Raw genomic sequence first — 14,920 nt, forward strand, 5'->3', positions numbered from 1 at the left:
GTTTAACAAGGTGAAAGAGCTGTTGTGGCGAGGGGATTTATCCCCGCCGGGCTGCAAAGCAGCCCCAAAACCAGCAATCTCGATCTGTCTGATGTACCGAGATCCAGACCTTAAGGGCCGCTGCGCAGCCCAGCGGGGATAAATCCCCTCGCCACAAGGGGACCTATTGTTTTCTGTTACAACACCAAATGCGGCAACCACAGCGAAATGGCAGGCACGTAGGTCACCAGCATCAACACCACGAACAGCATGGCGTAGAACGGCAGCAGGGCCTTGACCGTGCTTTCGATGCTGACCTTGCCGATGGCGGAACCGACGAACAACACTGCGCCCACCGGTGGCGTGATCAGGCCGATACCCAGGTTCACCAGCATGATCATGCCGAACTGCACCGGGTCCACGCCGATGCCGACGATCACTGGCATCAGGATCGGCGTCAGGATCAGGATCAGCGGCGCCATGTCCATCACGGTCCCCAACAGCAGCAACATCACGTTGATGCACATCAGGATCACGTAGCGGTTGTCCGACAGGGTCAGGAACGCGGTGGTGATCTTCGCCGGGATTTCCATCAGCGTCATGATGTAGCCGAAGCTGGCGGCGAAGCCGATCAGGATCATCACGATGGAGATGGTGCGTACCGTACGGTGCATCAGTTTCGGCAACTCGCTCCACTTGTAGTCGCGATAGATGCACATGGTCACGAAGAACGCCCACACCACGGCGATAGCGGCCGATTCGGTGGCGGTGAACACACCCGAGAGAATGCCGCCAAGGATGATGAACAGGGTCATCATGCCCCACATGGCTTCCTTGCAGATCTTCAGCGCTTGTTTGAGCGGAATGACTTCGCCCTTGGGGTAATTGCGCTTTTTCGCGAAAACCAGGCACAGCGCCATCAGGCAGAGGTTCATCATGATGCCGGGGACGATGCCGGCCATGAACAGCGAACCGATGGAGACGGTGCCGCCGGCGGCGAGCGAATACAGCACCGCGTTATGGCTTGGCGGTGTCAGCAGCGCTTGTACCGAACCACTGACGGTGACGGCGGTGGCGTATTCACGCGGGTAGCCCCGGCGTGTCATTTCCGGGATCAGCACGGAGCCGACCGAGGCGGTATCGGCCACCGAGGAACCGGAGATCGCGCCAAAGAAACTCGAGGCCACGAGGTTGACCAGGGACAGGCCACCGCGCACGAAGCCTACCAGCACACTGGCGAAGGCCACCAAGCGGCGGGACATGCCGCCTTCGGCCATGATCGCACCGGCCAGGACGAAAAAGGGAATGGCCAGCAGCGAGAATTTGTTCACCCCGCCCGTTACCTGGATCATCATGGCCTGGAACGGAATATCGATCCACCACGCCCCGATCAGGGCGGCAGCGCCCAACGCATAGGCGACCGGCATGCCGATCAGGATCAACAGCAAAAAACTGCCCAGCAGAATCAGAGCGTCCATTAAGCGGCACCTTCGTTTTCTTCAACCAGGTCGAACTGCACGACCCGACGCTTGCTTTGATCACCCAGCAAGAGTTTTTCCAGGACAAAAATCAACGTCAGGAAACCACCGATCGGGATCGGCATGTAGGTAATGCCGACGCGCAGGGTGGGGATGGCGCTCATGAATTGATTCCAGGTGGTCATGCACAGCTTGGTGCCCCAGACGGTCATGAAAATGCACACCGCCGCCATCAATAGCTGGGTGAAAACCGAAGCCAAGGTTTGCCAGTGCGGGGGCATGCGGCTGGTGACCATGTCCACGGCCATGTGCGAGCCGGAGCGGTAGCTGGCAGCGGCACCGATGAAGGTAAATACGATCATCAGCAAGATGGCGGTGGGCTCCGGCCAACTTGAGCCAGTACCGAGTACGTAGCGGGCGAACACCCCCCACGGAATCATCAGCGCAACGGCGAGGACAGAAAGGCCGGCCACCCAGATGCAAGTCATGTAAATCGTGTCGTTGATACGCAGCAGCAAATTCTTCATCGGGTTCCACCGTAACCGGGCGCGCCTTTTAACCGCAGGCGCGCCCAGCCTTTTCATGAGTACAGTTTGAGAGACCTTACTTAACGGCTTCGATACGCTTGATCAGGTCGGCGTACGGCGCACCGTATTTGGCCCGGATCGGCGCAGTGGCGTCATAGAAGGGTTTCTTGTCGACGGTGATGAACTCGACGCCGGCGGCCTTGAGTTTTTCTTCACTGGCGGCGGACTTCTTGTCCCACAGCACGCGCTCTTCAGCCTGGGCAGCCTTGGCGGCTTTTTTCACCATGTCCTGCTGCTCTGGGGTGAGCTTGTTCCAGGTGATTTTCGACATCACGATTGGCTCAGGCAGGATCAGGTGGCCGGTCAGGCTGTAGAACTTGGCGTTCTGGAAGTGGTTGTGCTCGAGCATGGTCGGCGGGTTGTTTTCCGCGCCATCGATCACGCCGGTCTGCAAGGCGCTGAAGATCTCGCCGGTGTCCATGGCGATGCCGTTGGCGCCCATGGCGTTGAAAGTCTCGATGAACATCGGGTTGCCTTGGACGCGAATCTTCATGCCCTTGAGGTCTTCGATCTTGCGCACCGGCTTCTTGGTGTAGAGGTTGCGCGTGCCGCCATCCATCCAGGCCAGGGCTACCAGGCCGAACTCGGAGTTGGTGATGCGGTCGAGGATTGCATCGCCGACTTCACCGTCGATGACGGCGCGCATGTGGGCCTGGTCGCGGAAGATGAACGGCATGTTGAAGACGTTCACGTCCGGCACCACAGGGCCGACGATGCCCAGGCTGACGCGGGACATCTGGATCGCGCCGGCTTGCATCTGCTCGATGACTTCTTTTTCAGAGCCCAGTACGCCACCCGGGAAATACTTGAACTTCAATTCGCCGTTGCTCGCCTTTTCCAAGGCTTCGCCCATGGATTGCTCGGCAACCACGGTCGGGTAGCCGGCGGGATGAATGTCGGCGATCTTGAGGGTGAGGGCATTTGCCGCCTGGGCCAGGAAGGCCAGGGGCAAGGCCGCGATCAGAAGTGTGCGTTTGAAATTCATGGTCAATCTCCAGTGTTGTTGTTTTTATGTCTATCGATGTGAAGCGGCAAAGCAGATCAATTCGCGGAGTGTTTCCGTCCTCCGAAAGCAGGTTCAGCCAGGCCCTTGACGCCGGGGTTGAGGGCGAACACGCCACCGGCCAGGGACTGCGGATCGTTGTCGTCGCCCGGACGGATCGAGGTGACGAAGAGGGTGTCCAGCTGGCTGCCGCCAAAGGCGCACATGGTCGGTTTTTTCACCGGCACTTCCAGCGAACGGTCGAGACGTCCGTCCGGGGTGAAACGGTGAATCAGCCCGGCGTCGTTGGCGCAGATCCAGTAGCAACCGTCGGCGTCCACCGCAGCGCCATCCGGGCGACCGGCCAGGGGCATCATGTCAACGAACAGCCGCCGGTTGGACGGGGTGCCGCTGTCGATGTCGTAGTCGAAGGCCCAGATCTGCTGCACCAGCGGGTGGGAATCGGAGAGGTACATCGTCCGGCCGTCGGGGCTGAAACCTAGCCCGTTGGGCACGATGAACCCGCTCAGTTGCGCCTCCACCGGGCTGCGTTGCCCGGCGTCATAACGGTACATCCGGCCTTCATCGGCGTTGGCGCCCATGTTCAGTACCATGCTGCCGGCCCAGAAACGGCCCTGGCGGTCGCAACGGCCATCGTTGAGGCGCATGTCGGTGCGGCTGTGTTCGACGCTTGCACAGAGTTCGCTGTCCAGGCTGCCGTCGTCATGGGGGTGCAGGCGAAAGAAACCGCTTTCCATACCCGCGATCCAGCCACCGTCCTGGTGGCGGGCAATACAGGCGAGCATCTCGGGGGCTTCCCAGCCTTGGATTTTTCCAGTGCTGGCGTTCCAGCGTTGCAGGCCGCCGTTGGGGATGTTCACCCAGTACAGCGAGTTTTCCTCGGGGACCCACACCGGGCTTTCCCCGACAGCATTGCGTGCATCGACAATCAATTCGGCTTGCATGGTGATTCCTTGGTTCGTTCGTATCCCATGAACAACAGGCGAATCAGTCGTCGAACGGGCCGGCTGCGACAAAGGCGCCACCCTGGTAGATCCTGGCCGGATCATCGGCGGCCGGCATCGGCTGCGCTTCGACCTTGTCGCGGAAAATTTCGGAAGTGTCCTTGGGCTGGTAGCCCAGGTGCGCGGCGTGGCTGTTGTCCCACCAGACATCGCGGTTGGCGGACACGCCGTAGACCACGGTGTGGCCGACCTTCGGCGTGTAGAGCGAGCATTCGATCAGTTGGGTGAGGTCGTCGAAGCTCAGCCAGGTGCTCATCATCCGGCGGTTCTGCGGCTCCGGGAACGACGAGCCGATGCGGATGCTCACGGTCTCGATGCCGTAGCGATCGAAATAGAAACTGGCCATGTCTTCGCCGTAGGACTTGGACAGGCCGTAGTAGCCATCCGGACGGCGAAGGCAATGGGCGTCGAGGGCCTCGTCCTGCTTGTAGAAGCCGATGACGTGGTTGGAGCTGGCGAAAATCACCCGCTTGACGCCGTGCTTGCGCGCCGCTTCATAAATGTGGAACACGCCACTGATGTTGGCGCCAAGGATCTCTTCGAACGGGCGCTCCACCGAGACACCACCGAAATGCAGGATGGCGTCGACGCCTTCCACCAACTGGTGCACGGCCTGTTTATCCGACAGGTCGCAGGGCACCACTTCTTCGCTTTCGTCGATGGCCGGGGCCATGTTGGCGATGTCCGACAGGCGAATGTGGCGGGCGTAAGGCTTGAGGCGTTCGCGCAAGACTTTGCCAAGGCCGCCGGCGGCGCCGGTCAAGAGCAGGCGATTGAAGGGGTGGCGAATCTGTGTCGTGGTCATGGCATTACCTGAGCAAACAATGAGAGGTACAGTTGTTATAAGTTGTCGTACGACCGAGAGGAAATATCCTTATCCTTCCGCTACCTTGTCAACGTTTGATCGACGAACCGCTCTGGATCGGCGTCCCTGCCGCAGATAGCCATGGGATGCGCCCATGGCAATATCCTGTGTTACAGCAGCGAAATCGGGTAGTTGAAGATGATTCGGTTTTCATCGAATTCGTTGGTGCTGAAGTCACGACGAAGCGACGAGTTACGCCACTTCACATTCAGGCTTTTCAGTACACCGCTCTGTACGGTGTAGGCCAGTTCACTTTCGCGGCCCCATTCCTTGCCGTCGTCGACGGTGGCGGTGTGCACGTTGTCGCCGCTGATGTAGCGGTTCATCAGGGTCAGGCCCGGCACGCCGACAGCGGCGAAGTTGAAGTCGTGACGCACTTGCCAGGATTTTTCCTTGGCGTTGTCGTAGCTGGAGTTGTAGCTGTCGTTCGCCAGGGTGCCGCCGCTGGTGCCGTTGACGCGCATCCAGGCGTCATCGCCGCCGACTTTCTGCAGGCCGACGTAGAAAGTGTTGCCGCCGTATTTGGCCGAGAGCATGGCGAACGCGGTTTTGTTGTCCAGGTCGCCGGCCAACGCGCTGCCGTTTTCCTTGCCGGTGAAGTAACCGAGGTTGGCGCCCAGGGTCCAGTCGCCCATGGGCTGGCTGTGGGTCAGGTTGAAATATTGCTGTTGGTAGATGTCGGACAGTTCCGCGTACCAGACGCCGACCTGGGTGCGTTTTTCATTGAAGGCGTATTCGCCGCCGCCGAAGTTGAAACGGTCGGAGGTGAACGCGCCGCGGCCGTTCATCGACATGTCTTCCATGCTCGCGTCGTTGCGCGGGCTGTTGCCACGGAACTGGCCGCCGTAGAGGCTCAGGCCGTTGATTTCGGTGGAGGTCACCTGGCCGCCGCGGAAGGTTTGCGGCAGGGAACGACCGTCGTCGGAACGCAGGATCGGCAGCACCGGCATCCATTCGCCGACCTTCAGCTCAGTCTTCGAGACCTTGGCCTTGAGAGCCACGCCCAGGCGACCGTAGTCGTCAGCCGGGCGACCGTCGTCATGAATCGGCAACAAGGACGTGTTCGCAGTACCACGGCCGCCGTCGAGCTTGACCGAGTACATCCCCAGCACATCCACGCCGAAGCCGACGGTGCCTTGGGTGAAACCGGACTTGGCGTCGAGGATGAAGCTCTGGGTCCATTCTTCGGCTTTGCCTTGGGCGTTGTTCGGGTTGGTGAAGTTGCGGTTGATGTAGAAATTGCGCAGGTTCAACGTGGCCTTGGCGTCATCGACGAAGCCTTCGGCGCTGGCGGTCATCGGCAGAAATGCGGCAAGGCTGCTGCAACCGAGCAGGACCAGGGCGGGGCTGGAGCTCAGAAGGGTACGGCGGTTTGGACGATGGTTGGGCGAAAAACGGACACGTGTGCTCACTATGGCGCTCCCTACTTTTTTGTTGTTTTTATTTGTCATACGTCGTCGTACAACATGGCGATGATTATTTGGAAGCGGCTGCTCGTTGTCAACTGGCCATTATCGGAATTATCCAACTGGGGTGTGCTTCAAAATGAGGCAGTGCAATGGCTGTCGCTGGCGCAGGCCAGGAACGAAAGCGGTGGCACCGAGTGGATACGGGGTTTGAGAATAGCGGTGAGGGGGCTTGGTTGTGCGATGACTGGTCTAAGACATTAGTCGAATGTAGGCGACCGGAAGGCTGAAGCGGGCTCTTGTGGCGAGGGAGCTTGCTCCCGCTGGACTGCGAAGCAGGCCCCGGTTTTTTGTTTCAACGCAGAAATTTTTGGGGCGGCTTCGCCACCCAGCGGGAGCAAGCTCCCTCGCCACAGAGGTGTGTTGTGAACCCTGTTTCCAGTCCAAACAGGCCTGTGTTTATCCAGACGTAGGATTGTTCGGGATTGGGCTACGTTGTCTTGCGCCGTTGCCTACAACTGCGCCAGAATCCGCCGGCTTGTGCGCCTTGGGCCAGGGTTTTATCGTTTCCGGGTCGCTGATTGAATCAGCGATCGGGTTTGGTAGCCCTGGTGTCGGTGCATAGCGTCATCTCTTGCAAGTGCGATCATGCACTTCGCTTTTTGGTGGCCATGCGCAGGGCCTCTTCGGAGGCGCCGGCTCCGATGCCCGGTCTACCAACCTTCGTATGGCCGCCACCCTAATTCGTTTGGTAGCGAAAGGGTGTTGGCTCCCTTTTAAATGCATCGGAGCTTCAACCATGTTCAAAGTAACCCCCAACCCACCGGATACAGATCCATCCAACTCAAAAGCGTTCGACGAAGCCGCCGACCGCATCCTCGACTCCTACCTCAAGCCCAAACCCAGCAAACCCGAGGCCGATCCCGGCCAACTGTTCACCGTGGTCAAAGGCGTCGACACCGAAACCCTGCTCGCCAACCTCAGCGAAAACCTGGCCTCGGCCAACGCCATGGTCAATGACCTGGCCTTCGACCTGAAAGGCTCGAGGCGCCACATTGCCCTGGGCATCCAGCAACTGATCGAACTGAGCGCAATGCTGGCGAACCGCGCGCTGGATAACGTCGAACCCCGCCAGTCGACATAACGCAAAACCCGCTTTTGTGGCGAGGGAGCTTGCTCCCGCTGGGCTGCGCAGCAGCCCCAAAATGGACTGACGCGGTTTTCCAGGGATAGCGCGCCAGCCGGTTTTACGACTGCTGCGCAGCCGAGCGGGAGCAAGCTCCCTCGCCACAAAAGCTTTCCCACAAGCGGCATCGGTGTTTTCAAGAGTGGGTGAATGCTAGTCTTGACCAACGCTGTTGCCAGGGAGCCCTCATGGGCAATCACAAGATCGAGATTCGTCGCAGTAACGTCGAGAAAATCCTGTTGGCCGCCGAGAAGGTCTTCGCCGAGAAAGGTTTTGGCAGCACCGCCATGGCCGACATCGCCGCCGAAGTGCAGTTGCCGCGTTCCAACCTGCATTACTACTTCAGCACCAAGAGCGAACTGTACAGCGCCGTGCTGTTCGACCTGCTGGAAGTCTGGAAACAGGACGCCTTGTGCTTCGAAATGTTCGACGACCCGCGGGTGGTGCTCAGCAGTTACATCCGCGCCAAGATGAACCACTCCCGCAGCCGGCCCTACGGCTCTAAAGTCTGGGCCAACGAAATCATCCACGGCGCCCCGACCCTGGGCGAAGCGCTGGACGCCAGCCTCTATGATTGGGCCAAGATGAAGGAAGCGAAAATCCGTCAGTGGGTGGAGGATAAACGCATCCTGCCGGTGGAGCCTTCAAGCCTGCTCTACATGATCTGGGCCTCGACCCAGCACTACGCCGACTTCGATCATCAGATCAATATTCTCAATGATCACCAGCCGCTGTCGGACATGCAGTTCGAGCGGGCGGTGCAGACGGTGACCAGTGTGATATTGCGGGGGATTGGGTTGGAGCCTTGAGTTTTTGTGGTGAAGCTGATGGCCCTATCGCGAGCAGGCTCGCTCCCACAGGGGATCGGTGGTGAACACAAAATTTGTGTTCACCACAAATCCAATGTGGGAGCGAGCCTGCTCGCGATGACGGCAGCCCAGGCACCTCAAGTTTCAAGCAGTGACATGATAGGGATTCCTCGGATCATGATTCCAATCCAAAAACGGCTTGCCGGTGTCCACCGTCACCATTTCGATGCAGTCCTGCACCGGGCAGGTGATCTGGCACAGGTTGCAGCCCACGCATTCCTCATCGATCACCTCATACACACGGGTGCCGTCCGCCTGCTTGAGGCTGGCGATGGCCTGGTGCGAGGTGTCTTCGCAGGCAATGTGGCAGCGCCCGCAACCGATGCACGCCTCCTGGTCGATCTTGGCGATGACCTGATAGTTGATGTCCAGGTACTTCCAGTCGGTGGTGTTGCCCACCGCACGGCCGGAGAACGCTTGCAGGTTGGCGTGGCCCTGGCTGTCCATCCAACGTGACAGGCCGTCCTTCATCTCTTCGACGATGCGAAAACCATGCAGCATCGCCGCCGTGCAGACCTGCACCGCGCCGCTGCCCAGGGCAATGAATTCGGCAGCGTCGCGCCAGCTGCCGATGCCGCCGATGCCGCAGATGGGCAGGCCGTGGGTCTGCGGGTCGCGGGCAATTTCAGCGACCATGTTCAGCGCAATGGGCTTGACCGCCGAGCCGCAGTAACCGCCGTGGGTGCTCTGGCTGCCGACGCTGGGCAGGGCGACCATGCGGTCCAGGTCGACGCTGGTGATGGAGTTGATGGTGTTGATCAACGACACCGCATCCGCCCCGCCGCGATGGGCCGCGCGGGCGGCGACGCGGATGTCGGTGATGTTCGGTGTGAGCTTGACGATGACTGGCAGCGAGCAATAAGTCTTGCACCAGCGGGTCACTTGCTCGACGTACTCCGGCACCTGGCCGACCGCCGCGCCCATGCCCCGTTCCGGCATGCCGTGGGGGCAACCGAAGTTCAACTCGATGCCGTCGGCGCCGGTGGCTTCCACCAGGGGCAGGATGTTCTTCCAGGACTCTTCGACGCAGGGCACCATCAGCGACACGATCAACGCCCGATCCGGCCAGTCCTTTTTCACCTGGGTGATTTCCCGCAGGTTGATCTCCAGGGAACGGTCGGTGATCAGCTCGATGTTGTTGATGCCCAAGACCTCGCGATTGGCGCCGTAGTGGGCCGAATAGCGCGAGGACACATTCACCGCCGCCGGGTCCTCACCGAGGGTTTTCCAGACCACGCCACCCCAGCCGGCCTCGAAGGCGCGGACGACGTTGTAGGCCTTGTCGGTGGGTGGCGCGGAGGCCAGCCAGAACGGGTTGGGGGCTTTGATGCCGGCGAAGACAATCGACAGATCGGCCATTTACGCAGCCTCCACGTTAAGCATTAGTTGAGCGTTGATCGCCTCGGCGGCGAGTTTGCCGTGCTGCACGGCCTGCACGGTGAGGTCCTGGTCGAGGCTGGTGCAATCGCCGCCGGCGTAGACCCCGGGAACGCTGGTGCGCAGGTGTTCGTCCACCAGGATCCGCCCGTCCTGGCGCTTGAGTTCCCGAGCCAGCGGGTCCACCAGCGCGTTGTCGTCGAAGGCCTGGCCGATGGCTTTGAAGATGGCGTCGGCGGGCAGGTCGAAGGTCTCGGCGCCGATGACCAGTCGGCCGTTTTCCAGGTGGGTACGGGAAAAGCGCATGCCGCGCACCTGCCCGGCGTCATCGAGCAACACCTGTTGCGGTTGGGCCCAGGTCAGCAGGCGCACCTGGTTGGCCTTGGCGATGTCTTGTTCATGCAAGGTCGCGCCCATGTCTTCAAGGCCACGACGGTAGACCAGGTTGACGTCCCGGGCGCCGAGGCGAGCCATTTGCACGGCCATGTCGATGGCGGTGTTGCCGGCGCCGAGGACGATGCAACGGTCGGCCAGGGGCAACTGACTGAGGTCATCGGCTTGGCGCAGTTCGCGAATGTACTCGGTGGCGGCCAGAAGCCCCGGTGCCTGTTCGTCGCTCAGGCCCAGTTGTTTGCTGGCGGCCAGGCCGAGGCCGAGGAACACCGCGTCGAATTGCTGGTGCAGGTCGCTCAGGCTCAGGTGCTCGCCGAGCTTCTGGCCGTGGCGGATTTCGATGCCGCCAATCTCCAGCAGGAAGTCCAGCTCCTGTTGGGCGTAATCGTCCACCAGTTTGTACTTGGCGATCCCGTATTCGTTGAGGCCGCCGGCTTTGTCGCGGGCTTCGAAAATCACCACGTCATGGCCGTGCATCGCACTGCGGTGCGCACACGACAACCCCGCGGGCCCGGCGCCAACCACGGCGATGCGCTTGCCGGTGGCGGCGGCCCGTTGGAACGGGTGCGCGCTGAAGTGGGCGTTGTCCACTGCGTAGCGTTGCAACGAGCCGATCAATACCGGGGCGCATTCATGGGCGTTGTTGCGCACGCAGGCTTGCTGGCACAGGACCTCGGTGGGGCAGACCCGGGCGCAACTGCCGCCAAGGATATTGGCCGAGAGAATTGTCTGCGCCGCGCCTTGGACGTTGTCTTGGTGGATGTTGCGAATGAACGAAGGAATATCGATCTCGCTCGGACAGGCGTTCACACAAGGTGCGTCGTAGCAATACAGGCAGCGGGACGCCTCCAGGTGGGCCTGGCGCGCGTTGAGGGGCGGCGCCAGGTCGCTGAAGCGGGCGGCGAGGGTGGCCGGGTCTTCCTGGGAATGGGGGAGATGACTCAAGGGCTGGATCATGGAATGGGCCTCACGGTGTTTGAGGTGCTGCCTCTGGTGGGCAGTGTATTTTTGGTGTTTGGGCTGGCCTCATCGCGAGCGAGCTCCCACACTGGATTTTGGGTGAATGCAAAATCCACGTTCACAGCAGATCCCCTGTGGGAGCGAGCTTGCTCGCGATAGGCTGCAGGCCTGGGTTCAACGCTCCACGGCAACCGGCTTGTTCAACTCAGCCCGCTTGCTCAGCAAATCGAACACCGCCGGATACGCCGGCCGTTCGACGTAGCGCCCGGCACCGCGTTCGGCCCGCAGGTCGCCGTCGGCCCACACCAGCCGACCCTGGCTGATGGTGTGGCTGGGCACGCCGCGTACGGTCTTGCCTTCGAAGATGTTGAAGTCCACTTGCTGGTGGTGGGTCTTGGCGGAAATCGTGCGGCTGCCCTGGGGATCCCAGAGCACCAGGTCCGCGTCGGCACCGACGCGGATCGCGCCCTTGCGTGGGTAGATGTTGAAGATTTTCGCGGTGTTGGTGGAGGTGAGGGCGACGAAGTCCTGCATCGACAATTTGCCGCTGTTGACCCCCTCGTCCCAGAGCACCGCCATGCGGTCTTCGATCCCGGCGGTGCCGTTGGGGATCTTGCTGAAGTCGTCACGCCCAGCGGCTTTCTGTTCGGCACAGAAGCAGCAATGGTCGGTGGCGGTGGTGTGCAGGTTGCCGGACTGCAGGCCACGCCAGAGTGCTTCCTGATGCCCCCGTGGGCGGAAGGGTGGACTCATCACGTAGCCGGCGGCGGTCTGCCAGTCCGGGTGGCGATAAACGCTGTCGTCCAGCAGCAAGTGCCCGGCCAGGACTTCACCGTAGACCGGCTGGCCCTTGCTGCGGGCGTAGGTGATTTCGTCCAGGGCTTCCTGGGTGGACACGTGCACCAGGTACAGCGGCGTGCCCAGGGTTTCGGCGATGCGGATGGCGCGGCTCGCGGCTTCGCCTTCCACTTGCGAAGGCCGTGACAGCGGATGGGCTTCGGGGCCGGTGATGCCTTGGGCCAGCAGCTTGCGTTGCAGGTGATACACCAGTTCGCCGTTCTCGGCGTGCACGGTGGGCACCGCGCCCAATTCCAGGCAACGCTCGAAGCTCGCCACCAAGGTGTCATCGGCGGCCATGATCGCGTTCTTGTAGGCCATGAAATGCTTGAAGCTGTTCACGCCGTGGTGGCTGACCAGCTCGGCCATTTCTTCGCGGACCTGTTCGCTCCACCAGGTGATTGCCACATGGAAGCCGTAGTCGCTGGCGCTTTTTTCGGCCCAGCCGCGCCATTGATGAAAGGCTTCCATCAGTGACTGCTGGGGGTTGGGGATCACGAAGTCGATGATCGAGGTGGTGCCCCCGGCGAGGCCCGCCGCCGTGCCGCTGTAGAAGTCTTCACTGGCGACCGTGCCCATGAACGGCAACTGCATATGGGTATGGGGATCGATGCCGCCGGGCATCAGGTATTGACCGCTGCCATCGAGCACTTCGACAGCCGCCGGAACATCCAGGTTATGACCAATGGCCTGGATGACGCCGTCGGCGCAAAACACATCGGCGCGATAACTTTCATCATGGGTAATAACGGTGGCGCCACGGATCAACAGAGACATTCCGAGTTCCTCGCAGGCATGACCGACTGTTGTCGGTTCTTTATGTTTTATCCATCACGGTAGGTAAAGTCGTGCCGGCTTACATTCCTGTCACGACTGTCAGGATTAGACGCTAGCTGGAGTTATTGAAATGAGCAAGATTATTTTTTATAAGCTTATGCGTTAATTAACTTATTGAAAATTAACGATTAATTTTAAAAAATCACCAAAATGGTGAGCCTGCTCACCATTTTGACGCACTTGACAGGATCGTTATTTGAGCGAGATTTGTCATGGTAAATCAGCGGCTTGAAAGCGTTGGAAGTGCGGGCCAGACACCTCGCGTTGTTGCGGGCTGCACCACTTTGAATCTCCCGCTCGACAGGGCGTGAAGGTCATCTAGCCTCAATGTCGGAAAGCCGGGACTGAAACAAAGCAATCACTTGGCTTTAAAACGTTAAACATCAAAAGGTTGAAAGGGTTATATCGATCGTCCGGTCAGCTCGGCGCGTTATTCGGCACGGTTATTGAGTGCCGTCGTGGCCTGGCGGGGTGGTGGATAGCACGCGTGCAAGTACTCCGGCCATCGCCAGTCGATGAGCAAAAATAATGAAAACAGTGGAGCGGACATGACCAGATCAACAGTGACCGAGCGCGACGGATTATTCGAGCTTGAAGCCGGCAGCGACGTCCTCGACAGCCCCCGTTATAACCACGACATCGCGCCGACCAAGGTGCACGAGCGAACCTGGAACAAATGGCACATCACCGCACTGTGGGTGGGCATGGCGATCTGCGTGCCGACCTATACCCTCGGCGGCGTGCTCACCGCCTATTTCGGTTTGACGGTGGGCGAGGCGCTGCTGGCGATCCTGTTCGCCAACATCATTGTGCTGATCCCCCTGACCCTGAACGCCTTCGCCGGGACCAAGTACGGCATTCCGTTCCCGGTGCTGTTGCGCTCGTCCTTCGGCGTCATTGGCTCCAACGTGCCGTGCCTGATCCGCGCCCTGGTGGCGTGCGGTTGGTTCGGCATCCAGACGATGTTCGGCGGGTTGGCGATCCACTTGTTTCTCGGCTCGGTGTTCGAAGGCTGGAAGAGCCTGGGCGGCACCGGCGAAGTGATCGGCTTCATGGTGTTCTGGGTCATCAACCTGTGGGTGGTGTTGCGCGGTGCCGAGTCGATCAAGTGGCTGGAAACCTTGTCTGCGCCATTGCTGGTACTGGTGGGGGTGGGGCTGTTGGTGTGGGCGTTGCCCAATGTCTCGTTGACTGAACTGATGGCGGTTCCGGCCAAGCGTCCCGAAGGTGCCGGGGTGACGAGCTATTTTCTTGCCGGGCTGACGGCCATGGTCGGCTTCTGGGCCACCCTGTCGTTGAACATTCCGGACTTCAGTCGATATGCCAAGAGCCAGAAAGACCAGATCGTCGGGCAGATCATCGGCCTGCCGTTGACCATGTTCCTGTTCGCCTCCCTCGGGGTGGTCATGACCGCCGCCTCGGAGAAATTGGTGGGGGTAACCGTCTCCGACCCGGTGACGTTGATCGGGCACATCCAGAGCCCGGTGTGGGTGGCGCTGGCCATGGTGCTGATCATCGTCGCCACGCTCTCGACCAACACCGCCGCCAACATTGTCTCGCCCACCAACGATTTCCAGAACCTGGCGCCGAAACTGATCGGCCGCACCAAGGCAGTGATGCTCACCGGATTGGTAGGGCTGGCGCTGATGGCCCATGAGTTGTTGAAGAAACTCGGCCTGATCGTGTCCGAGGTCAGCCTCGAGTCGGTCTATTCCAACTGGCTGCTGGGTTATTCAAGCCTGCTGGGGCCGATTGCCGGGATCATGGTGGTGGATTATTTCCTGATCAAGAAACAGCAACTGGACCTGGCCGGGTTGTACCGCGACGACATTTACCCGGCCTGGAACTGGAACGGCTTCATCGCCTTTGGCGTGCCGGTGGTATTGACGCTGTTGTCCCTGGGCAGCGATGCGTTCAGTTGGTTCTACAGCTATGGCTGGTTCACCGGCTCGGCGCTGGGTGGGGTGATTTATTACGGGTTGTGCAGCATGCAAGGGGCCAGCCCGGCGGTCGCCAAATCACCTCTGCAATAGCAGATGAATGCGGTGCCTGTGGGAGCGGGGGGGGGGGGGGGGGGGGGGGGGGGGGGGGGGGACGAAAGCGCGCATGGAGAGAGGAGCAGCGGGGCCGGGGGGCCCC

At 60.5% G+C, this 14,920-nt stretch carries 12 protein-coding genes; 3 read left to right on the forward strand and 9 right to left on the reverse strand.

Annotation, left to right across the window (positions count from 1 at the left end; all coding sequences use genetic code 11):
- Window positions 1-176: 176 nt before the first annotated feature.
- The 6 genes from ACIPQ1_RS02185 to ACIPQ1_RS02210 all read right to left on the reverse strand — a co-directional run bounded on the left by ACIPQ1_RS02185 (window position 177) and on the right by ACIPQ1_RS02210 (window position 6,214).
- The gene (locus ACIPQ1_RS02185; RefSeq protein WP_411387207.1) at window positions 177-1,457 is read right to left on the reverse strand and encodes a TRAP transporter large permease; all 1,281 of its coding nucleotides are present in this window, start codon (window positions 1,455-1,457) and stop codon (window positions 177-179) included.
- The gene (locus ACIPQ1_RS02190; protein WP_186640446.1) at window positions 1,457-1,984 is read right to left on the reverse strand and encodes a TRAP transporter small permease; all 528 of its coding nucleotides are present in this window, start codon (window positions 1,982-1,984) and stop codon (window positions 1,457-1,459) included. The genes ACIPQ1_RS02185 and ACIPQ1_RS02190 overlap by 1 nt, the downstream gene beginning before the upstream one ends.
- A gap of 76 nt (window positions 1,985-2,060) precedes the next feature.
- A complete protein-coding gene (locus ACIPQ1_RS02195; protein WP_411387208.1) occupies window positions 2,061-3,029 on the reverse strand; it encodes a TRAP transporter substrate-binding protein in 969 nt (322 codons plus the stop codon).
- A gap of 56 nt (window positions 3,030-3,085) precedes the next feature.
- The gene (locus ACIPQ1_RS02200; RefSeq protein WP_446533495.1) at window positions 3,086-3,991 is read right to left on the reverse strand and encodes an SMP-30/gluconolactonase/LRE family protein; all 906 of its coding nucleotides are present in this window, start codon (window positions 3,989-3,991) and stop codon (window positions 3,086-3,088) included.
- Between the two features lie 43 nt (window positions 3,992-4,034).
- On the reverse strand, window positions 4,035-4,856 hold the full coding sequence (locus ACIPQ1_RS02205) for an NAD-dependent epimerase/dehydratase family protein (protein WP_411387210.1): 822 nt from the start codon (window positions 4,854-4,856) through the stop codon (window positions 4,035-4,037).
- A gap of 170 nt (window positions 4,857-5,026) precedes the next feature.
- Window positions 5,027-6,214, reverse strand: coding sequence for an OprD family porin (locus tag ACIPQ1_RS02210; protein WP_411387493.1), 1,188 nt, complete (start codon window positions 6,212-6,214; stop codon window positions 5,027-5,029).
- 907 nt (window positions 6,215-7,121) lie between these two features.
- Here ACIPQ1_RS02210 and ACIPQ1_RS02215 point away from each other — a divergent pair.
- Window positions 7,122-7,466, forward strand: a complete 345-nt coding sequence (locus tag ACIPQ1_RS02215; protein WP_411387211.1) for a DUF6124 family protein — start codon at window positions 7,122-7,124, stop codon at window positions 7,464-7,466.
- Between the two features lie 230 nt (window positions 7,467-7,696).
- Window positions 7,697-8,317: a TetR/AcrR family transcriptional regulator gene (locus tag ACIPQ1_RS02220; protein ID WP_186729398.1), complete on the forward strand. Its 621-nt coding sequence runs from the start codon at window positions 7,697-7,699 to the stop codon at window positions 8,315-8,317.
- Between the two features lie 144 nt (window positions 8,318-8,461).
- On the opposite strand, the gene preA is transcribed toward ACIPQ1_RS02220, so the two are convergent.
- The 3 genes from preA to hydA all read right to left on the reverse strand — a co-directional run bounded on the left by preA (window position 8,462) and on the right by hydA (window position 12,721).
- Window positions 8,462-9,736 carry an NAD-dependent dihydropyrimidine dehydrogenase subunit PreA gene (gene preA, locus ACIPQ1_RS02225; RefSeq protein WP_446533496.1) on the reverse strand — a complete coding sequence of 425 codons (1,275 nt, stop codon included), beginning with the start codon at window positions 9,734-9,736 and terminating at the stop codon, window positions 8,462-8,464.
- Window positions 9,737-11,104, reverse strand: a complete 1,368-nt coding sequence (locus ACIPQ1_RS02230) for an NAD(P)-dependent oxidoreductase (RefSeq protein WP_446533497.1) — start codon at window positions 11,102-11,104, stop codon at window positions 9,737-9,739.
- 177 nt (window positions 11,105-11,281) lie between these two features.
- Window positions 11,282-12,721, reverse strand: coding sequence for a dihydropyrimidinase (gene hydA, locus ACIPQ1_RS02235; RefSeq protein WP_446533498.1), 1,440 nt, complete (start codon window positions 12,719-12,721; stop codon window positions 11,282-11,284).
- Between the two features lie 608 nt (window positions 12,722-13,329).
- On the opposite strand from hydA, the gene ACIPQ1_RS02240 reads away from it, so the two are divergent.
- Complete coding sequence (locus tag ACIPQ1_RS02240) at window positions 13,330-14,814, forward strand: NCS1 family nucleobase:cation symporter-1 (protein ID WP_446533499.1); 1,485 nt, start codon at window positions 13,330-13,332, stop codon at window positions 14,812-14,814.
- Window positions 14,815-14,920: the final 106 nt, after the last annotated feature.

It is taken from the genome of Pseudomonas sp. LARHCG127, assembly GCF_052871455.1.